This window comes from Pseudomonas sp. S2_B07, assembly GCF_054668435.1.
The window spans coordinates 5598856-5616871 of record NZ_CP162769.1 but is presented as its reverse complement, the minus strand read 5'-3'; the positions used below and the strand labels follow the sequence as shown (position 1 = coordinate 5616871).

The 18016-nt window shown below is 60.9% G+C and carries 19 protein-coding genes and 2 pseudogenes; 14 read left to right on the top strand and 7 right to left on the bottom strand.

The window, feature by feature from the left end; all coding sequences use genetic code 11:
• Window positions 1–2 precede the first annotated feature (2 nt).
• The gene (soxR, locus tag AB4N43_RS25915; protein ID WP_460152175.1) at window positions 3–470 is read left to right on the top strand and encodes a redox-sensitive transcriptional activator SoxR; all 468 of its coding nucleotides are present in this window, start codon (window positions 3–5) and stop codon (window positions 468–470) included.
• 13 nt (window positions 471–483) lie between these two features.
• Here the strand turns inward: soxR and AB4N43_RS25910 are convergent.
• Window positions 484–699 (bottom strand): annotated as a pseudogene (locus AB4N43_RS25910) (MetQ/NlpA family ABC transporter substrate-binding protein); the annotation flags it as partial.
• 255 nt (window positions 700–954) lie between these two features.
• On the opposite strand from AB4N43_RS25910, the gene AB4N43_RS25905 reads away from it, so the two are divergent.
• From AB4N43_RS25905 to AB4N43_RS25865, 9 genes are all read left to right on the top strand, one after another.
• A complete protein-coding gene (locus AB4N43_RS25905; protein WP_027925790.1) occupies window positions 955–1413 on the top strand; it encodes a VOC family protein in 459 nt (152 codons plus the stop codon).
• 304 nt (window positions 1414–1717) lie between these two features.
• Window positions 1718–2896, top strand: coding sequence for a PepSY-associated TM helix domain-containing protein (locus tag AB4N43_RS25900; RefSeq protein WP_059182429.1), 1179 nt, complete (start codon window positions 1718–1720; stop codon window positions 2894–2896).
• On the top strand, window positions 2893–3435 hold the full coding sequence (locus AB4N43_RS25895) for a hypothetical protein (protein WP_027925788.1): 543 nt from the start codon (window positions 2893–2895) through the stop codon (window positions 3433–3435). The genes AB4N43_RS25900 and AB4N43_RS25895 overlap by 4 nt, the downstream gene beginning before the upstream one ends.
• On the top strand, window positions 3432–3761 hold the full coding sequence (locus AB4N43_RS25890) for a hypothetical protein (RefSeq protein ID WP_194940728.1): 330 nt from the start codon (window positions 3432–3434) through the stop codon (window positions 3759–3761). The genes AB4N43_RS25895 and AB4N43_RS25890 overlap by 4 nt, the downstream gene beginning before the upstream one ends.
• On the top strand, window positions 3758–4330 hold the full coding sequence (locus AB4N43_RS25885; RefSeq protein ID WP_059182428.1) for a DUF6162 family protein: 573 nt from the start codon (window positions 3758–3760) through the stop codon (window positions 4328–4330). Before AB4N43_RS25890 ends, AB4N43_RS25885 begins: the two co-directional genes overlap by 4 nt.
• 35 nt (window positions 4331–4365) lie before the next feature.
• Window positions 4366–5283, top strand: a complete 918-nt coding sequence (locus AB4N43_RS25880) for a metal ABC transporter substrate-binding protein (protein ID WP_027925785.1) — start codon at window positions 4366–4368, stop codon at window positions 5281–5283.
• Entirely contained in the window at window positions 5280–6026 is a 747-nt protein-coding gene (locus tag AB4N43_RS25875; RefSeq protein ID WP_059182427.1) for a metal ABC transporter ATP-binding protein, read from the top strand. Before AB4N43_RS25880 ends, AB4N43_RS25875 begins: the two co-directional genes overlap by 4 nt.
• Window positions 6023–6922, top strand: a complete 900-nt coding sequence (locus AB4N43_RS25870) for a metal ABC transporter permease (protein WP_027925783.1) — start codon at window positions 6023–6025, stop codon at window positions 6920–6922. Before AB4N43_RS25875 ends, AB4N43_RS25870 begins: the two co-directional genes overlap by 4 nt.
• Window positions 6923–7825 (top strand): metal ABC transporter substrate-binding protein, encoded by a 903-nt coding sequence (locus AB4N43_RS25865; protein WP_027925782.1) that lies wholly within the window; start codon window positions 6923–6925, stop codon window positions 7823–7825.
• Between the two features lie 182 nt (window positions 7826–8007).
• Here the strand turns inward: AB4N43_RS25865 and AB4N43_RS25860 are convergent, their stop codons facing one another.
• The 5 genes from AB4N43_RS25860 to AB4N43_RS25840 all read right to left on the bottom strand — a co-directional run bounded on the left by AB4N43_RS25860 (window position 8008) and on the right by AB4N43_RS25840 (window position 12487).
• Window positions 8008–8235 (bottom strand): MbtH family protein, encoded by a 228-nt coding sequence (locus tag AB4N43_RS25860; RefSeq protein ID WP_027925781.1) that lies wholly within the window; start codon window positions 8233–8235, stop codon window positions 8008–8010.
• Window positions 8236–8317: 82 nt separating this feature from the next.
• Complete coding sequence (locus tag AB4N43_RS25855) at window positions 8318–9730, bottom strand: diaminobutyrate--2-oxoglutarate transaminase (protein WP_460152170.1); 1413 nt, start codon at window positions 9728–9730, stop codon at window positions 8318–8320.
• 56 nt (window positions 9731–9786) lie between these two features.
• Window positions 9787–10269 carry a GNAT family N-acetyltransferase gene (locus AB4N43_RS25850; RefSeq protein WP_059182425.1) on the bottom strand — a complete coding sequence of 161 codons (483 nt, stop codon included), beginning with the start codon at window positions 10267–10269 and terminating at the stop codon, window positions 9787–9789.
• 215 nt (window positions 10270–10484) lie between these two features.
• Window positions 10485–11810, bottom strand: coding sequence for an ATP-binding protein (locus tag AB4N43_RS25845; protein ID WP_027925778.1), 1326 nt, complete (start codon window positions 11808–11810; stop codon window positions 10485–10487).
• Window positions 11807–12487 (bottom strand): response regulator, encoded by a 681-nt coding sequence (locus tag AB4N43_RS25840; protein ID WP_027925777.1) that lies wholly within the window; start codon window positions 12485–12487, stop codon window positions 11807–11809. The genes AB4N43_RS25845 and AB4N43_RS25840 overlap by 4 nt, the downstream gene beginning before the upstream one ends.
• A 299-nt stretch (window positions 12488–12786) precedes the next feature.
• On the opposite strand from AB4N43_RS25840, the gene AB4N43_RS25835 reads away from it, so the two are divergent.
• The 4 genes and pseudogenes from AB4N43_RS25835 (at window position 12787) to dsbG (ending at window position 17032) form a co-directional block, all read left to right on the top strand.
• Window positions 12787–13563: a hypothetical protein gene (locus AB4N43_RS25835; RefSeq protein ID WP_460152168.1), complete on the top strand. Its 777-nt coding sequence runs from the start codon at window positions 12787–12789 to the stop codon at window positions 13561–13563.
• Between the two features lie 121 nt (window positions 13564–13684).
• Window positions 13685–15421, top strand: coding sequence for a protein-disulfide reductase DsbD (gene dsbD / locus AB4N43_RS25830; protein ID WP_027925775.1), 1737 nt, complete (start codon window positions 13685–13687; stop codon window positions 15419–15421).
• Window positions 15421–16286 (top strand): annotated as a pseudogene (locus tag AB4N43_RS25825) (TlpA family protein disulfide reductase). The gene dsbD and the pseudogene AB4N43_RS25825 overlap by 1 nt, the downstream one beginning before the upstream one ends.
• On the top strand, window positions 16262–17032 hold the full coding sequence (gene dsbG, locus AB4N43_RS25820) for a thiol:disulfide interchange protein DsbG (RefSeq protein WP_194940725.1): 771 nt from the start codon (window positions 16262–16264) through the stop codon (window positions 17030–17032). The pseudogene AB4N43_RS25825 and the gene dsbG overlap by 25 nt, the downstream one beginning before the upstream one ends.
• 95 nt (window positions 17033–17127) lie before the next feature.
• Here the strand turns inward: dsbG and AB4N43_RS25815 are convergent, their stop codons facing one another.
• Entirely contained in the window at window positions 17128–17940 is an 813-nt protein-coding gene (locus AB4N43_RS25815; RefSeq protein ID WP_460152166.1) for an alpha/beta fold hydrolase, read from the bottom strand.
• Window positions 17941–18016: the final 76 nt, after the last annotated feature.

The following is an 18016-nucleotide window of genomic DNA, read 5'->3' as shown; positions in this document are numbered from 1 at the left end:
AAATGATCACCCCGGACACTCTGCACAAGGAACTCACCGTCGGCCAATTGGCCGCCCGCAGCGGTGTGGCGGTCACGGCGCTGCACTTTTATGAATCGAAGGGGCTGATAAACAGCACGCGCAATCAGGGCAACCAGCGGCGCTATCCACGGGAAGTGTTGCGGCGGGTGGCGCTGATCAAAGTCGCGCAGCGCCTGGGGATTCCGTTGGCGGAGATCGGTGAGGCGTTGAAATCGCTACCGGATAACCGCGCACCGACGGCGGCGGACTGGAAGGTGTTGTCGGCGCAATGGAGTCAGGACCTGGATGAACGGATCAATCAGTTGACGTTGCTGCGCGACAAGCTCAATGGCTGCATCGGGTGTGGGTGTTTGTCGATGGAGGCGTGTCCGTTGCGTAATTTTGGCGATGTGCTGGGGGAACAGGGGCCGGGAGCGCAGCTGCTGGAATTGGGGACAGGTCCGAAATAGCGACGCGGCTATCACGGGGCAGGATGAACTGCCGATCCTCATCCGAATTCAACGCATTGGCCAGTTTCTGCAAGGCCGGATCATTGATGTTGTCCGGCCGCGCCGCCAGAAATTCGATGTACAGGCCCCTGCCCTTCTCGACAATCAACGCGCTGTTGGTGTCGATCCCCGCTTCCAGCGCGTCGTTGGCAATGACAAACGCCAGGTTGACCTGACTCACCGAGCGCGAGTTCTCTACAACTGTATTTAACAGAGCCATTGCAGCTTCTGTGCCGAGCCCCCCTGCTTTCGGGGGGGGGGTGACGGGAATTTATCAGCGTTTCTGATGATGCAGCCGAGCAATCTGCTGCCGCGCTGTTGCTGGCTGAACAGTGTGGCTGCTCGTCGGGTGCTCGGCTGGCAACACGACGCTGACCTATATTTATTCGGCCGGAAATCGGCGCAGGACACTTTCCACCCACAACAACAAACAGGGAGATTCATCATGAGCGTCAAACCCATTCCAGAGGGTTATCACAGCATCACCCCGTATCTGGGCATTCAAAAAGCGGCCGAAGCGATCGAGTTCTACAAGAAGGCCTTTGGCGCCATCGAAGTCATGCGCCTGGCCATGCCCGATGGCGGCATTGGTCACGCCGAACTGAGGATCGGCGACTGCCCGATCATGCTCGGCACGCCATGTGATCAGGGGCCGTTGAGCAACCCGGACAAGTCGCCGTCAGTGGGTCTGCATCTGTATGTGACGGATGTGGACAAGTCCTATAAACAGGCGATTGATGCGGGTGGCACGGTGGTGTCCGAGGTTAAGGATCAGTTTTATGGCGACCGCTCCGGGACGTTGAAAGATCCGTATGGGCATTTGTGGTTTTTGGCCACGCGCAAGGAAAACCTGACTCAAGCGCAGATTGAGCAGCGGGCGAAGGAGATGTTTCAGCAGGGTTGAGAGCTTTGTCGCCTGATCGGGCCCCATCGCGAGCAAGCTCGCTCCCACAGGTACAGCGGTGATCCTGTGGGAGCGCGCTTGCTCGCGATGGGGCCATCCCCAACATCGCAAATCCCCCCGGTAACAACTTCTCGCCAATAAGAAACATTTACTTTCATCTCCCCCTTCGGGATTTCTGTTCCTCATCCGTCTTATAGAGATGCAGTCGGCGTGCGCCCGCAACAGCCATCGCCGGCCTTTTCATGGACCTCATCGCTGGGAAGCCCGCAGCAGAGGTTCTCTCATCGATACAAGACCTTTAATCATGTCGAAGAAATCCCGTTCCAAACTCTGGTTTCTGGTCCACAGCTGGCTGGCATTACCGATCTGGTTTTTCGTGCTGATTGTCTGTGTCACCGGCACATTGGCGGTGATCAGTCAGGAAATCGTCTGGCTGGCCAACCCGCAAATGCGCGCCAGCCAGCCGTCGGACGATGCGCCGTTACTCAGCTATGACCAGATCATCGCGGCAATCAAACAGGCCGAACCGGACACGCTGGTCGAATCCATCAGCCGCCCCGATGAATCCCACTTCGCCCTCGACGTCAGCGTCAGCTACCCCGACGGCCGCTCGGTGACCGTGTACGTCAACCCGTACAGCGGCGTTATTCAGGGCACCGCCCCGGCCTTCGATTTCAAGGCGTTTACCCGCGCGTTGCACGGCTGGTGGCTGGTGCCGTTCACCAATGGCTACAGCTGGGGCTGGTACCTGGTGTCCTTCTTGAGCCTGCCGCTGCTGGCCTCGCTGGTCACCGGGCTGGTGGTCTACAAAAAATTCTGGAAGGGCTTCTTCCGGCCGACCCTGCGTATTCGTCATGGCGCGCGGATTTTCTGGGGCGACTTTCATCGCCTCAGTGGCATCTGGTCGATCTGGTTTATTGCGGTGATTTCCATCACCAGCACCTGGTTCCTGATTCAGGCGTTCATGTTCGATAACCAGGTCTCGATTTCCACCGCGCCGGTGGCCCTGGTGGTGCCGCGTGAAAGCGTACCGGTGAGCAGCGATGGCTCCCCTGCACCGACGATCAGCCTCGAAACCGCGATTGCCCAGGCCAAGGAACGCATTCCCGGCCTGGAAGACAGCTTCGTCAGCCTGCCCGCCAATGCCTACAGCTACTTGTCGGTGGGTGGACGCAGTTGGTATCCGCTGATGTACCAGACGGCCGATATTAACCCATACACCGGCGACGTCGCCGCCACGCGCTTGCTGTCGGACCGCAGCGGCCTGGAGCTGGTGACCGAGTCCATGCGCCCCTTGCACACCGGTGATTTCGGCGGGATCTGGATCAAGCTGATCTGGTTCTTCTTCGGTTTGATCCTGAGCATGATGGTCCTCAGCGGCCTGCTGATCTGGACTAAACGTACCGCCCTCGCCACCGCCAACGCTCTCAAGCGCAGCCACAAACAGCCACGGGTGCAAGCCGCGACGGAGGTCAGCCAATGAACGCGCACGCCAAGCAAACACCGGACTCGACCCTGCGCCGCTTCTGGCTCAAATGGCGCTTCCATATCAACGTTCTGCTGTTGTTGGTGCCACTGGGGTTCATGCCCAAATACTTCGCTGACGAGGCGCTGTTTCGCGGCGATACCGGGCTCGGTGAGCGGGAGATAGGGGAAATCCAGGTCGGCCCGTGGAGCCTGCGCCTGGCCGAACTGCGCAATGAAGCCCCGACGCTCGACGGACCCGCCGGCCACATGAAGAACTTCACCGCCGCGCTGTGCGACAGCTGCCGCGATCAGGTCAAGGCGACTTACCTGCGCATCGGCAAACCGCGCAGCCTGCGGGCCGCCGGGGTGATTTTCTTCGGCACGCCGCATCGCATGGGCGCCATGGTGCCGATCCCGGAAAAGACCAAGGCTGACGCCGAGCTGTGGATCACCATGGAAGGCTGGGACGGCGCGATGCACCAGGCCGCCCTCCCCCTGAGCCAGGCATCGCCGGCCACCGTCGCGTGGCTGAACCAACAAGGAGGCAAACCATGATCAGCATTTTTCGCCCACTTCAAACTGTGTTGCTGGTGCTCTGCGCCGGATTCAGTGCCAGCGCGCTGGCGCACAACCCGATGTGCGAATGCAAAGCCGTCGATGCCGAACAGATCAAATGCATAGGCGGCTTCTCCGACGGCAGCGGCGCACCGGGCGTGACCCTGGACGTGATCGGCTACGACGAAACCATTCTGGTGCCGGGCAAGCTCGGCGCCGATTCCACGCTGACCTTCAAGAAACCCGGCGCGGAATTTTATGTGCTGTTCGACGCCGGTCCCGGCCACGTCGTCGAGATCGACCAAGCGGACATCGAAACCCCATGAGTACGCCCACCACATACGTCGTCCGTCCGGCTGGTGCCGGCCATGAAACCCTTTATGTGCTGCTGTTGTGCCTGATGATTCTGGCGGTGGCCGGCTCGGTGGTTGCCTGGCGCCACGAGTCCCAGGCCGTGAGCAGCGTCGGCAGCCATCAACTGGATGCCCGCCGCGACTTGCGCGCGTCCGAGCAAGGGATCTACGCCGACCTGCGAGTAACGCTGGACGAGATTCACCTGCTGCAACAGGAACAGCAAACCCTGCCAACACCTGAAGCCCTCGCCGAGGAAGGTTTTGCACCCTTCGCCCAAGACGCCAGCTCCGTCAGTCGTGGCGCCCATCAATGGCAATTGCTCGACGCCAAGGCGTACTTCGGCCAGAGCCAGGCACCCGCCGTGGCCGGTTCGTTTTTGATGCGCCTGACCGCTGGCGACGAGGCACCGGACATCTGGCTCCACCGCGCCACCGACCTCCAAGCCCCGACCGACCTGACGGACGCCGCCCTCGAAAGCACCGGCTGGCAACTGATCGTCGCGCAATTCGATGCCGGCGTGACCCGCCAGCATCGGCACTGACCCCTCGCCTTCAACCGAGAGAAGACCGCTTTCCCATGCCTATTTCATCTTTCCTGCGCCTGCTATCGGTCGGCTTGCTGGCCTGCCTGCTGACTCCTCTGGCCCATGCCGACGACGCCAAACGCCTGCGCATCGGCATCACCCTGCACCCTTATTACAGCTACGTCGCCAACATCGTCGGCGACAAGGCTGATGTGGTGCCGCTGATTCCGGCCGGTTTCAATCCGCACGCCTACGAGCCCCGCGCCGAGGACATCAAGCGCATCAGCGGACTGGACGTGATCGTGCTCAATGGCGTCGGTCATGACGACTTCGCCGACCGCATGATTGCCGCCAGCGAAACCCCGAACATCACGGTGATCGAAGCCAACGAAAACGTGCCGCTGCTGGCCGCCACTGGCGTCGCCGCACGCGGTGCGGGCAAGGTGGTCAACCCGCACACGTTCCTGTCGATCAGCGCCTCGATTGCCCAGGTCAACAACATCGCCCGGGAACTGGGCAAGCTTGATCCGGCCAACGCCAAGACCTATACGCAAAACGCCCGCGCCTACGGCAAACGTCTGCGGCAGATGCGCGCCGACGCCTTGGCGAAGCTGACCCAGGCACCCAACGCCGCACTTCGCGTGGCCACCGTTCACGCGGCTTACGATTACCTGCTGCGTGAATTCGGCCTCGAAGTCACTGCGGTGGTTGAACCTGCGCACGGCATAGAACCGAGCCCGAGTCAGTTGAAAAAGACCATCGACCAACTGCGCGAACTGGACGTGAAAGTGATCTTCTCGGAGATGGATTTCCCCTCCACTTACGTCGACACCATCCAGCGTGAATCCGGGGTGAAGCTGTACCCGCTGTCGCACATTTCCTATGGCGAATACACCGCCGACAAGTACGAAAAGGAAATGACCGGCAACCTCAACACTGTGGTCCGGGCGATACAGGAGTCGGGTCAATGACTGCTCAAGAAAACCTCTCGGCCCAAACCAGCGGCCCGACCTTGGACTTCAGCGATGTCAGCCTGACCCTCGGGCGTACAACGATCCTCGACAACGTGACCTTTCAGGTTTCCCCCGGCAGTGTGCACGCGCTGGTCGGCCCCAACGGCGGTGGCAAGAGTTCGCTGATCAAGACCCTGCTCGGACAGATGCCGCATCAGGGGAAGCTGAGCCTGCAATGGCCGGACATACCCGGGACCATCGGCTACGTGCCGCAAGCCCTGGAGTTTGATCGCGGCCTGCCCATGACCGTCGACGATTTCATGGCCGCCATGTGCCAGCGCCGCCCGGCGTTCCTCGGTTTGAGCAAACACTACGCCGCCGCGATCGGTGAAGCGCTGGAACGGGTCGGCATGCAGGACAAACGCAAACGGCGCATGGGCGCATTGTCCGGCGGTGAGCGTCAACGGGTATTGCTGGCTCAAGGGCTGATCCCGGCGCCGCAACTGCTGGTGCTCGACGAACCGATGTCGGCGCTGGATGAAGCCGGTATCCGGGTGTTCGAACGGCTGCTCGGCGACTGGCGCCAAAGCGGCATCACCGTGCTGTGGATCGAGCACGATCTGGAGGCCGTCGGGCGCCTGGCGGATCGCGTCACCGGGCTCAATCGCCGGGTGTTGTTCGATGCCACGCCGAAACAGGCCCTGACCCCGGAACGTCTGCTGACTCTGTTTTCCACCCATCCACGGAGCGCTGCCAAATGAGCTACGAAGCCTTTCGCTTGATGGTTCAGGGCTGGGCGTCTTCGGGGTATCTGCCCGAGGCGCTGGCCTACGGATTTGTGGTCAACGCACTGCTCGCCGGCCTGTTGATCGGCCCGGTACTCGGTGGATTGGGCACATTGGTGGTGGTCAAGCGCTTCGCGTTTTTCTCCGAAGCGGTGGGTCATGCGGCGTTGACCGGCGTGGCCATCGGCATCCTGCTCGGCGAGCCCTACACCGGGCCTTATGGCAGCCTGTTCGGTTACTGCCTGCTGTTCGGCATTTTGCTCAATTACCTGCGCAACCGCACCGGCCTGGCGCCGGATACCTTGATCGGCGTATTCCTGTCGGTGTCGCTGGCATTGGGCGCGAGCCTGCTGCTGATTCTGGCGGGCAAGATCAACGTGCACATTCTGGAAAACGTGTTGTTCGGATCGGTGTTGACCGTCAACGGTAACGATCTGGCGGTCCTGGCCATCGTCGGTTCGCTGGTCATGGCGCTGGCCTTGCCACTGTACAACCGCATCATGCTCGCCAGTTTCAACCCGCAATTGGCGGCGGTGCGCGGGGTGGCGGTGAAGACCCTGGATTACCTGTTTGTGATTCTGGTGACGCTGATCACCGTGGCCGCGGTGAAGGTCATCGGCGCGATTCTGGTCGGCGCGCTCCTGGTGATTCCAGCCGCCGCCGCGCGCTTGCTCAGCCAGTCGCTCAAAGGCTTTTTCTGGTGTTCGGTGCTGATCGCCACGGTGAGCACGCTGTGCGGGATTCTGGCGCCGATTGTGTTCGACTTGCCCATCCCGTCCGGTGCCGCGATCATTTTGGTGGCCGGTATCGCTTTCGCCCTGTCCGCCATTGCGCGCGGTGTCGTCCCCAGCCTCAAAGGGAATCTCGGATAAATGGTTTTTTCTCTGCGTCAATTGACCCTGGCCGTGGCGCTCTGCGGGCTGGTCAACACCTCGTTTGCGGCGGACAACGCCAAACCACTGCATGTGCTGGCGTCCTTGCCAATCACTTACGGCTTGGGTGAAGTCTTGCTCAAAGGCACTGACGTCAACCTTGAACGTGCCGCACCGGCGAACCTGCCTGGCAGCCGTCAGACCGCGTACTTCACCGGCCGTGGTGCCCCGGCGCTGGCCAAACTGGCAACCCACGCCGACGCGGTGATCGGTCTGCGGTCACTGTGGGCGGATGATCCGCTGTACCCGATCTCCCGTCGCAGCAACATTCGCATTGTCGAAGTCGACGCCGCGCGCCCGGTGGACGGCGCCCTGCCCGGCATCGCCGTGCAGCCGGACAACAAGGTCGAGGGTTTGAACAGTCAGCCTTGGTTGTCCAGCAACAACATGGGGCGGATGGCGGACGTGATGGCCGCCGATCTCGTGCGCCTGGCACCAGAAGCCAAACCTGCAATCGAGGCTAACCTGGCGGCGCTGAAACAGCGCTTGCTCAAGTTCAGCGCCGACAGCGAAGCGCGGCTGGCCAGTGCTGACACTCTCAGTGTGATGAGCCTCAGTGATCACTTTGGCTATTTGATGGGCGGGCTCAATCTGGAGCTGATCGGGATCGATGCACGCCCGGATGCCGAGTGGACGCCGGAAGCGCTCAAGCGATTGGGCGCGACGTTGAAGGACAACGAGGTGGCGGTGGTGTTGCATCATCGGCAGCCTTCGGACGCGGTGAAAGCGGTGATCGCCGAGGCCGGTAGCCGGTTGGTGGTGTTGAGTGTGGATGCCGCGGATCCGGTGGCGGAGCTGGAGAGGAATGTGGACTTGGTGATCAAGGGGTTGAACGGGGTTTAAGTCAGTTGGACCGCGTTATCGTTTATCGCTGGCAAGCCAGCTCCCACTGGGATATGTGTCACACCCCGAATCCAATGTGGGAGCTGGCTTGCCAGCGATGAAGGCCTGATAAACAACACAACTTTCAGGCATGAAAAAGCCCGCTGACCTTCGCGGTTCAGCGGGCTTTTTCGTACGGTCAATCAGTGAGCCACTGCCGCCTGCTCTTCCATCTTGCGACGCAGACTCAGCGGGCGCATGTCCGTCCAGGTTTCTTCAATGTAAGCCAGGCATTCCTTTTTCAAACCGCTTTTGCCCACGGTGCGCCAGCCTTCCGGCACGGCTTTGTAGTCAGGCCAGATTGAGTATTGCTCTTCGTGGTTGACCACGACTTGAAAGAGGATGTCCTCGCGGTCGAATACTGAAGTCATGGGCGTTTCTCCATCGCTGTAGGGTGGGCTGCGCGGCGTGCGCAGCCGTTATGTAGAAAGAACGTTCAGGGCGGCAAAAAATTTAGAGACTGGCGGTGGCAGCGGTCATGGCCCGACCGAAAATCCCGGCCACCTGATCGATTTCAGCCGCCGTGATCACCAGCGGTGGCAGGAAGCGCACCACGCCGCCGTGACGGCCACCCAGCTCGAGAATCAACCCGCGCTTGAGGCATTCGCGCTGCACCAACGGCGCCAGTGCAGCCGATATCGGCGCATGACCCTGAGCGTCCGGTGCACCGGACGGGTCGACCAGCTCAACGCCGAGCATCAAGCCACGACCGCGGATGTCGCCCATGTGCGGGAAGTCCCGCTGCAGGATGCGCAGGTGTTCGCTCAAGCGCTCGCCCATCGCGGTCGCGTGCTCGCACACCTTGTGTTCGACCAGATAACGCATCACCGCGGAACCGGCGGCCATGGCCATCTGATTGCCACGGAAGGTCCCGGCATGCGCGCCCGGCAGCCAGGTGTCGAGCCAGTCGCGGTAAACCACCACTGCCAGCGGCAAGCTGCCGCCGATGGCTTTGGACATCACCACCACGTCCGGAATGATCCCGGCGTGTTCAAAGGCAAACATCTTGCCGGTGCGAGCGAAACCGCTCTGGATTTCATCGACGATCAAAGCCACGCCAGCCTTTTCGGTGATGCGGCGCACGCCGCGCAGCCAATCGAGATCCGCAGGTATTACGCCGCCTTCGCCCTGTACCACTTCCACAATCACCGCGGCCGGTAATTGCACGCCGGCCTCGGGATCATTCAGCAGGTTTTCCAGGTAGTTCAGATTGACCTGCACGCCCTGCGCCCCACCGAGGCCGAACGGGCAACGGTAATCGTAGGGATAGGGCATGAACTGCACACCGCTGCTGAGCAAAGCACCCAATGGCTTTTTCGGCCCAAGGCTGCCCATCAGGCTCAATGCGCCCTGGCTCATGCCGTGATAACCACCCTGGAACGACAACACGGTGCTGCGTCCGGTGGCGGTGCGCACCAGTTTCAGCGCGGCTTCCACCGCGTCGGTGCCGGTCGGGCCACAAAACTGGATTTTCGCCTCGGCAGCCAATGCCGGCGGCAGCAGCCCGAACAGGTCCTGCACAAACTGGTCCTTGACCGGCGTGGTCAGGTCGAGCGTGTGCAGCGGCAGTTCATCGCTCAGCACTTGCCGGATCGCTTCGATCACCACCGGATGGTTGTGCCCCAGCGCCAGCGTTCCGGCACCGGCCAGACAGTCGATGAAATGGCGCCCTTCGACGTCCTCGATATAAATGCCCTTGGCGCGTTTCAGCGCCAGGGGAATACGCCGTGGGTAGCTGCGGGCATTGGATTCCTGCTGGTTTTGACGGGCCAGCAGCGGCGATTCATTGAACTGGTACAGCGTTTCGGCAGGCGTCGGGACGATCCGGGCCGGCTGATCTTCGATAAGGCTGGTAGCGACTGACATTTCTCGACCCCTCAATAAGGTTTCCTGTTCTGGAAACGCATCAGGGGCTCAAGGATTTAGAGCGTCGACAACGCTTTGTGCATGGGAACCGCCTGAAGCCCGGCCACCGTGAAGGTTTCAGCGCAGGCCTGGTAACCCAGATGCCGGTAAAAGGCCTCGCCGGTTCGGGTGCTGTTGAGTCGTGCCTGGTGCACACCTTGCTCGATCAACCAGCCTTCAAGGTCGCGCACCAGCGCTTGCCCGACACCGCGGCGGAACCATTCCGGCTGCACGTAACAGAACGCGACCTTGCCGCTGATGCTGGCCATCGCGACGCCAACCGGTTTGTCATGCAACAGGGCGATGTTGAGGTACAACCGCGGGTCAGCCAGCCAGGGCTGGACGTGGCCGATGGTTTTGTTCTGGACCCAGGTGGCGACGGTGCGCGGGTCATTGCGGTGATCCAGTGCACACCCCACCCGAATGGAGCGCTCGAGGATACGGCTGATGATGCCCGCGTCGGCGGAGGTTGCCTTGCAGATGTGAACCGATGCTTCCATGGCGCTGTTACCTCAATCCATTGAGAAAAAGCTGCCGGGGACGATAGCGCTGACGGCCGGCAAAAGGCCAATGAAGAGAAGTTACATTTGATGTGCAACACAGATCCCCTGTGGGAGCGAGCTTGCTCGCGATAGCGGTGGCACATCCAGAATTGATGTGACTGACAAATTGCTATCGCGAGCAAGCTCGCTCCCACAGGGTTTGGGGGTGTGAGTTAGATTGTTTGCAGGGGCATGGTCAGTTCAACCCGCAACCCATCCGGTCGGCTGTCGAACCGCAACGTGCAGCCGCAGCGCTGGACAATTGCCTGAACAATCGCCAGCCCCAACCCGCAACCGGTGCTCTGGCCATTGCGCCAGAAGCGTTGGGTCAGGTGCTGCAGGTCGTCTTCGGCAATCCCCGGTCCATGGTCGCGAACCAGAAAACGCGCACGATTGCCGGTGGTCTCCAGGCTCAATTCCACGGCGCCATCGCCGGGCGTATGGCGCAAGGCGTTGTCCAGCAGGTTACGTAACGCGGCAATCGACAACACGGCGGGCATTTGCACCGGCGCACTGGAGAACGTGTTCGGCATCTGCAGCTTGATGCGCTGCCGATCCCCGCTGGCGGCGTCCTGGATGGCCAGTTTCGCCACTTGTTCAGCGCTGCACTGTACGCCGTCGTCGAACGACAAACTGCCCTCGACCCGCGCCAGCAACAGCAGTTGTTCAAGAGTCCGGTGCATGCGGTCGGCGCCCTCTTCGGCGCGGGCCAGGGATTGGTCCCGCGCCGCGCCGTCGGTCATGCGCGCCACTTGCAGGTGGGTCTTGATCGCGGTCAGGGGGCTGCGCAATTCGTGCGCCGCATCGCCGGTCAGACGTCGTTCACGTTCGATGGTCTTGCCGATGCGCTGGAACAGCTGATTCTGCGTGTCCAGCAGCGGTTGCAGTTCACTAGGCAGCGGCTGTATCTGCAACGGTTCGAGGGAGTCGGCGCTACGCCGCATCAGCGCATCGCGCATCCGGTTGAGCGGTGCCAGCCCTTGGCCGATGCCCAGCCACAGCAGGCACAAACAGCCGAGCAACGCCACACCCACCGGCACCGACGCGGCCAGCAGGATCGACATGTTCAGCGCCTCGCGCTCGATTTGCCGGTCGGCGGTGGTGATGCGCAGATCGCCGCGCGCCAGGGTGAAACTGCGCCACGGTGCGCCGTCGATCATTTGGTCGTGAAAGCCCATTTTCTCGGCTTCCAGGGTTTGCTGCGGATCGGTGTGACTGCGGGCGAGGATTTCGCCACGCAATGAACTGACCTGACAGGCCATGCCGCCGGGGACATTCAATTGTTCAGCGCTGAAATGGGTGCCCTCGCCCTTGGTCGGCAACGCGGGCAATTGCTCCATCAGGCCGGCGACCATGCGCGCTGAAGCCACCAGCCGCTGATCGAGGGAAAACATCATTTGGTTTCGCAGGTCGCTGAGCATCCAGGCCGCCGCCAGGGCCCAGATCAAGGCAAAAGCGGCGCCGAGGGTCAGGCTCAGGCGCAAACGCAGGCTCATCACTTCGAGGGTTCTCCGCCATCAGCCGGCCCCAGGCGATAGCCCAGGCCGCGCACGGTTTCGACGATGCCGTTACCGAGTTTGCGCCGCAGGTGATGGATGTGCACGTTGAGGGCGTTGCTTTCCAGTTCGTCGTTGAAACCGTAGACGCTGTCCTTGAGTTGCTCGGTGGAGAGCACGCGCCCGCGGTTATGCAGCAAGGCTTGCAACAACGCCTGCTCGCGACGCGACAGGTCCACCGGTTGACCGCCGAGCAGGGTTTCGCGGCTGCTGGGGTCGTAGGTCAGCGCACCGTGTTCGATCAGGTTGACGCTGCGCCCCGCCACCCGGCGCAGCAACGTGTGCAGACGCGCAGCCAGTTCGCGCAGGTCGAACGGTTTGAGCAGGTAATCATCGGCGCCGGCTTGCAAGCCATCGACCCGATCCGTCACTGAATCACGCGCGGTGAGAATCAGTACCGGAATCTCCAGACCGTTGTGACGCAGTTGCTGCAACAGCTTCAGACCGTCCTCGTCGGGAAGGCCGAGGTCGAGCACCATGACATCGAATTCAGCAACCTTGAGCATCGCGCGCGCAGACGACGCGGTGGCGACGTGCTCGACGGTCAGGCCTTGCGCGGTCAGGCCGGCAACAATGCCGCTGGCGATCAGCTCATCGTCTTCGCAAACCAGTACATGCATGGGAGCTCCCGGAGCAAAAAAAACCAGTGAAGCAGCTGAGGATTAAGCCGCAATTATGGCAAGGCATGTCGCTGACGAGAAGCGACGGCTTTGGCTGGCCATCGTACCGATTTACATCAGGCCTTTTTTATAAAAACGGCAGATTTTGAAACAGACACAAACAGCCTCATAAAAGACTTAAGAGAACTGGTTGACTCACGATATTGTGAGGCGGGAATCAGGCATCGAAAAAAAAACACTTCGAAAGATATTACCCCTCTATTTAAAGCCACTTTAACTTGACTGAAAGGATTCAGATCATGCCAACACTCGAACAGTGTATTGCCGTCGATTGGCGCGCAGGAAAAGACAGAATTTATTTCTTCTTCAAAGACACCGACACTTACGCTCGCTTCAATATCGGCGACCAGGAAGTCCCTGCTGGATATCCTTCCCCTGTCAGTGGAAGTTGGGGAACATTCGATAACCACGTCAAGAACCTGCGATTTGGCTTTGCCACGACCGGGCTGACACTGGATAAGCCGATGGATACGTCTGACCTGGATATTCTGTGGTTATTCTATTATGACGGCGATACGCCCATGGTCTGCGCCTACAATCAGGACACTGATTCGGTCCTGCAAACAAGCACCATCCGGTCTTCCAAATGGCGTCTGTTGCTGCCTTACTTTGACCGGATCGTTGCGGGGACATGGTGGCAAGTCAACCGCAGTTCATTGTTCCGATTCATCATGAATGACGGAAACTCTCTTTACCTGGACTGGGATGAGGTGCCCCGCGCCCCTCTGCGTGACTACGCAGACGATAAATATGACGACAACCTCTTTAACCCTGTTGAGACACCCATTCAAACGATAAAACTCGAGCCCATCACAGAATCCACGTGGCCAGGTCTGGCGCTTTACAAAGACCGCATTATTACAGCGGCGCAAAACGATCGAACCTTTGCCGACAACGCGCTCTATGTTTTTCTGACCGGCAATCAGTACCTGATCTATAACATCCCGCAAAACCGCCTGGTGTCCGGCCCGCACGCAGTAGACAACCAGTCCTGGCCTGGCCTGTTGCGCAGCTGATGACTTGAACAGTAGCGGCTGCCCTCTGATCAGCTCAGCGGGCAGCACCGGCGGCGGTTAATCATCGGTTAATCGCCGCCTCCCATTGTGCACCTCACTTGCACAGGGATAAGGCTTACCCATGCGTCAACTGATTCTTTTTTTTGTTCTCTTGATCTCGGGTGTGGCCCAGGCAGGGACCAATCCGTTCGATACCAAACCTGAATTCCTGCCCGTGGAAAAGGCCTTTGTCTTGACCTCCGAGCGCCTTGAATCAGGCGAAACTCAGCTCTTCTGGCAAATTACCGACGGTTATTACCTTTACCAGAAACGCCTTAAATTCGAAGCATTGCCCCCGGAGCAGCGCCCGCAGTTGCCCGAAGGCGAAGCGCACAGTGATGAATTCTTCGGCGAACAACAGGTGTATCGCCAAGGCCTTGAGCTGAAGATTCCAGCGGGCGCCACCGGTCAGATCAAGGTGGGCTTCCAGGGCTGTGCCGATGCCGGTTTGTGCTATCCACCGCAGACTCAGGTCGTGGACCTGGGCGGCAGCATTGCAGGCACAACCAACGAAGCACCGGATCAAGCCCTGGCCAGCGGCCTGCAACAACGGGCGCTGGGCTGGAGTTTGCTGGTGTTCTTCGGCCTGGGGCTGTTGTTAGCCTTTACGCCTTGCTCGTTGCCGATGCTGCCGATTCTGGCCGGGTTGATCGTCGGCAGCGGCGCCACCCCCAAACGCGGCTTTGCGCTGGCGACCAGTTACGTGGTGAGCATGGCGCTGGTGTATGCGGCGATGGGCGTGCTGGCCGCGCTGCTCGGGGCGAACCTGCAGGCGCTGTTGCAGAACCCGTGGCTGCTGGGCAGCTTCGCGGCGATATTTGTCCTGCTGGCGTTGCCGATGTTCGGTTTCTTCGAGCTGCAACTGCCGGTGGCGGTGCGGGACCGGCTGGAAAATGTATCGCGCAATCAGCGTGGCGGCAGCCTGACCGGTGCCGGTGTGCTCGGGGCCTTGTCGGGGTTGCTGGTCGGTCCGTGCATGACCGCGCCATTGGCCGGCGCCCTGCTCTACATCGCGCAAAGCGGCAATGCGCTAAATGGCGGGCTGATTCTGTTTGCCATGGGCATCGGCATCGGTGTGCCGCTGTTGTTGCTGGTGACCGTGGGCACTCGTTTCCTGCCCAAACCCGGCGCCTGGATGAACCTGCTCAAAGGCATCTTCGGCTTCCTGTTCCTCGCCACCGCGCTGCTGATGTTGCGCCCGGTGCTGGATCAATCGCTGTGGATCGGTTTGTGCGGCGCCTTGCTGCTGATCGCCGCCTACAGTGCCTGGAAACAGTCGGAAGGTTTCGGCCGCGTCGCCCATCTGTTCGGCGCCAGTGCGCTGTTGCTTGGGATGTGGGGCGGTCTGCTGATGATTGGCGCCGCCGGGGGCAGTGATGATTGGCTCAAACCGTTGCAGGTCTACAGCGCCTCAGCGTCTTCCGGTCATGCCGCTCGCCCGACCGGCCATGACGCGTTCACCACGATCAACAGTGCGCAAGCGCTGCAACAGGAACTGGACGCCGCCCAGGCCCAGGGCCAATGGGTGCTGCTGGACTACTACGCCGACTGGTGTGTGTCGTGCAAGGTCATGGAAAAGCAGGTGTTCGGCAAACCCCATGTGATGGAAGCGTTGAGCGATGTGCGCTTGCTCCGGCTGGACGTCACCGCCGACAATGCCGCCAGCCGCGAACTGCTCGGCCGTTATAAAGTGCCGGGGCCACCGAGTTTTCTGTGGATCGGCGCCGACGGCGAAGAGCGTCGCAGCCAGCGCATCACCGGCGAGGTCGATGCCGACACCTTCCTGCAACGCTGGACCACTACCCGAGACGCCCGTTAATGCTGACCTTTACCCTCGGCACCTTTGCCATCGCGCTTAACCATCTGCTGCTGATCAGTGCCTTGGCACTGGCGACATTTGTCGGCTGGCGGGTGGCCAAACGGGGTGGCGAGAACCCCGAGTCGGTGCTGTTCAGCCTGTTCCTGATGGGAATGCTGGCGGCCCGTGTCAGTTTCGTCGCCATTTACTGGACGCACTATCGCAACGATCCGTGGCAAATCATCGACCTGCGCGACGGCGGTTTTCTCGCCTGGCCAGGGGTGATTGTGCTGCTGCTCGCCACGCTGTATCGCGGCTGGCGTCGGCCGGGGCTGCGCCGTCCTCTGGGATTCGGCGTGGGCAGCGGCCTGGCGTTCTGGCTGCTGGCGACCGTCTCCCTGAGCATTTATGAGCAAGGCACACGCCTGCCGGAAATCAGCTTGCGTAATGCCGCCGGTGAAACCGTGCAACTGGCCGATTACCAGGGGGGCCGCTGGTGATCAACCTCTGGGCCACCTGGTGCCCGCCGTGCCGTCGAGAAATGCCGGTACTGGAAAATGCCCAGCAACACCGCCCGGACCTGACGTTCCTGTTCGTCAATCAGGCCGAAAGCATGCAAAGCGTCGCCACCTTCCTCGAAACCCAGGGCCTGAGCCTGACCAACGTGCTGTTCGATGGTGGCGGTCGTTTGGGTCAGGCCGTGGGTTCCATGGCTTTGCCGACTACGCTGTTCTATAGCAATGACGGTCGCCTGTTGGGCAGTCATTTGGGCGAGCTCTCGGAAGCTAGTCTGGCCCGCGCCCTGGAAAACTTCGACAGTCCTTCTTCTGCCGCACCGTCCACTTCTCCAAGGAAACTGCCATGCCCCGCCTCCGCCACCTGCTGACGCTGACCCTCGGCGCCGCCCTGCTGCACCTGCCGTCGGTGCAGGCCGCCGAAGAACTGCCCGAAGCGATCAAGAAGATCGAAGCCAAGGGTGCGAAAATCGTCGGCCAGTTCGATGCCCCCGACGGCTTGCGCGGTTACGCGGCGCAATACCAGAACCGTGGCATGGCGCTGTACCTGACCCCGGATGGCAAGCATGTGTTGCTCGGCAACCTCTACGATGCCGAGGGCAATGACCTGTCCGCGGCGCCGTTGCAGAAACTGGTCTACGCGCCAATGTCCAAGGAAGTCTGGGGCAAGATGGAAGCCAGTAACTGGATCGGCGATGGCAAAAAAGATGCCCCGCGTGTCGTGTACCTGTTCAGCGATCCGAACTGCCCTTACTGCAACCTGTTCTGGGAACAGGCGCGGCCATGGGTGAAATCCGGCAAGGTGCAATTGCGCCACATCATGGTCGGGATCATTCGCGAAGACAGCCCGGGCAAATCGGCGGCATTGCTGGCGGCCAAGGACCCGAGCAAAGCGCTGGAAGAGCACGAAAAGGCTGGCAAGGAGAGTTCGCTCAAGGCGCTGAAGGAAGTGCCGCCGGCGATTCAGCTGAAACTGGCGGCGAACATGCAATTGATGGAGGACCTGGAGTTGCAGGCGACGCCGGCGATTTTCTATATGGATGACAAGGGTGAGCTGCAACAGCAGCAAGGCGCGCCTTCGCCGGACAAGTTGGCTAAAATTTTGGGACCTAAGTAGAACTTATCGACACCATCGCGAGCAGGCTCGCTCCAACAGGGGAATGCGATCAACTGTGGGAGCGAGCTTGCTCGCGATGAGGCCGGCAAATTTAACTAATTCCTCTCAGCCAAAAACTTCAGCAGCGCCTCCGTGACAAATCCGGGATTCTCCAGACTGGAGATATGCCCCGCTTCCGGCACCAGCACAGACGGGCACCCGATCAGCTCAGCCATTTCCTTCGCTTCCGACGGCGGCCGCGGCTTGTCCTGATCGCCACACATCACGAGCGTGGTTTCAGGACTCAATGCCCTCAGACGCGGCAACAGATCATCCCGCGCAAACGTAATCCGCCCCATCGGCACGACGCTTTCACGCAGACGCTGCGGCGACAGCGCGGCCAGCTTCGCGCGAAATTCCTGATACAGCGCCGACTGCGGATCGATGCCTGGACGGAAGAAGATCGGCACCACGATGTCGAGCAGCGGCGCCGAGATCACGCCGGTGTCTTCGATCTGCTTGAACAACGAGAAATAGTACTGGCGAGTCGGTTCCGGCTCGACCCCGAGGTAGGTGTCCATCAGCACCAGACCGTTGATTCGCTGCGGTGCGGACAGCGCCAGCCGCGCGCCCCACATGCCACCGACAGACAGCCCAACCAGCGTGACGCGATCAATATCCAGATGATCGAGCAGCGCCAAGGCCTGGCGCGCAATGTCGTCCAGCGATTGCGTGCCTGCGGGCAGCGAGCCGGATTCGCCGTGGCCCCACAGGTCCAGAGCGATGACCCGGTAGTGCGGTGACAGGGCAGCCATTTGCGGGGCCCACATGGCCTGGTCCCACAGGTAACTGCCGGCCAGCAGGACTGCCGGGCCGGTGCCTTGATCCAGGTAATGGAGGGGTTGACCATCAATCGTTGCGAAGGGCATTGACTGTTTCCTTGGTGAAAACTGGAGTGGGGAGACTGGGCTGCCGTGGGTCCATAGTCAACACTCTGAGTGTCTG

Bases quoted from the DNA above. Each gene is read 5' to 3' on its own strand.
- soxR (WP_460152175.1), top strand. From the start codon at position 3: ATGATCACCCCGGACACTCTGCACAAGGAACTCACCGTCGGCCAATTG.
- AB4N43_RS25905 (WP_027925790.1), top strand. From the start codon at position 955: ATGAGCGTCAAACCCATTCCAGAGGGTTATCACAGCATCACCCCGTAT.
- AB4N43_RS25900 (WP_059182429.1), top strand. From the start codon at position 1,718: ATGTCGAAGAAATCCCGTTCCAAACTCTGGTTTCTGGTCCACAGCTGG.
- AB4N43_RS25895 (WP_027925788.1), top strand. From the start codon at position 2,893: ATGAACGCGCACGCCAAGCAAACACCGGACTCGACCCTGCGCCGCTTC.
- AB4N43_RS25890 (WP_194940728.1), top strand. From the start codon at position 3,432: ATGATCAGCATTTTTCGCCCACTTCAAACTGTGTTGCTGGTGCTCTGC.
- AB4N43_RS25885 (WP_059182428.1), top strand. From the start codon at position 3,758: ATGAGTACGCCCACCACATACGTCGTCCGTCCGGCTGGTGCCGGCCAT.
- AB4N43_RS25880 (WP_027925785.1), top strand. From the start codon at position 4,366: ATGCCTATTTCATCTTTCCTGCGCCTGCTATCGGTCGGCTTGCTGGCC.
- AB4N43_RS25875 (WP_059182427.1), top strand. From the start codon at position 5,280: ATGACTGCTCAAGAAAACCTCTCGGCCCAAACCAGCGGCCCGACCTTG.
- AB4N43_RS25870 (WP_027925783.1), top strand. From the start codon at position 6,023: ATGAGCTACGAAGCCTTTCGCTTGATGGTTCAGGGCTGGGCGTCTTCG.
- AB4N43_RS25865 (WP_027925782.1), top strand. From the start codon at position 6,923: ATGGTTTTTTCTCTGCGTCAATTGACCCTGGCCGTGGCGCTCTGCGGG.
- AB4N43_RS25860 (WP_027925781.1), bottom strand. From the start codon at position 8,235: ATGACTTCAGTATTCGACCGCGAGGACATCCTCTTTCAAGTCGTGGTC.
- AB4N43_RS25855 (WP_460152170.1), bottom strand. From the start codon at position 9,730: ATGTCAGTCGCTACCAGCCTTATCGAAGATCAGCCGGCCCGGATCGTC.
- AB4N43_RS25850 (WP_059182425.1), bottom strand. From the start codon at position 10,269: ATGGAAGCATCGGTTCACATCTGCAAGGCAACCTCCGCCGACGCGGGC.
- AB4N43_RS25840 (WP_027925777.1), bottom strand. From the start codon at position 12,487: ATGCATGTACTGGTTTGCGAAGACGATGAGCTGATCGCCAGCGGCATT.
- AB4N43_RS25835 (WP_460152168.1), top strand. From the start codon at position 12,787: ATGCCAACACTCGAACAGTGTATTGCCGTCGATTGGCGCGCAGGAAAA.
- dsbD (WP_027925775.1), top strand. From the start codon at position 13,685: ATGCGTCAACTGATTCTTTTTTTTGTTCTCTTGATCTCGGGTGTGGCC.
- dsbG (WP_194940725.1), top strand. From the start codon at position 16,262: ATGCCCCGCCTCCGCCACCTGCTGACGCTGACCCTCGGCGCCGCCCTG.
- AB4N43_RS25815 (WP_460152166.1), bottom strand. From the start codon at position 17,940: ATGCCCTTCGCAACGATTGATGGTCAACCCCTCCATTACCTGGATCAA.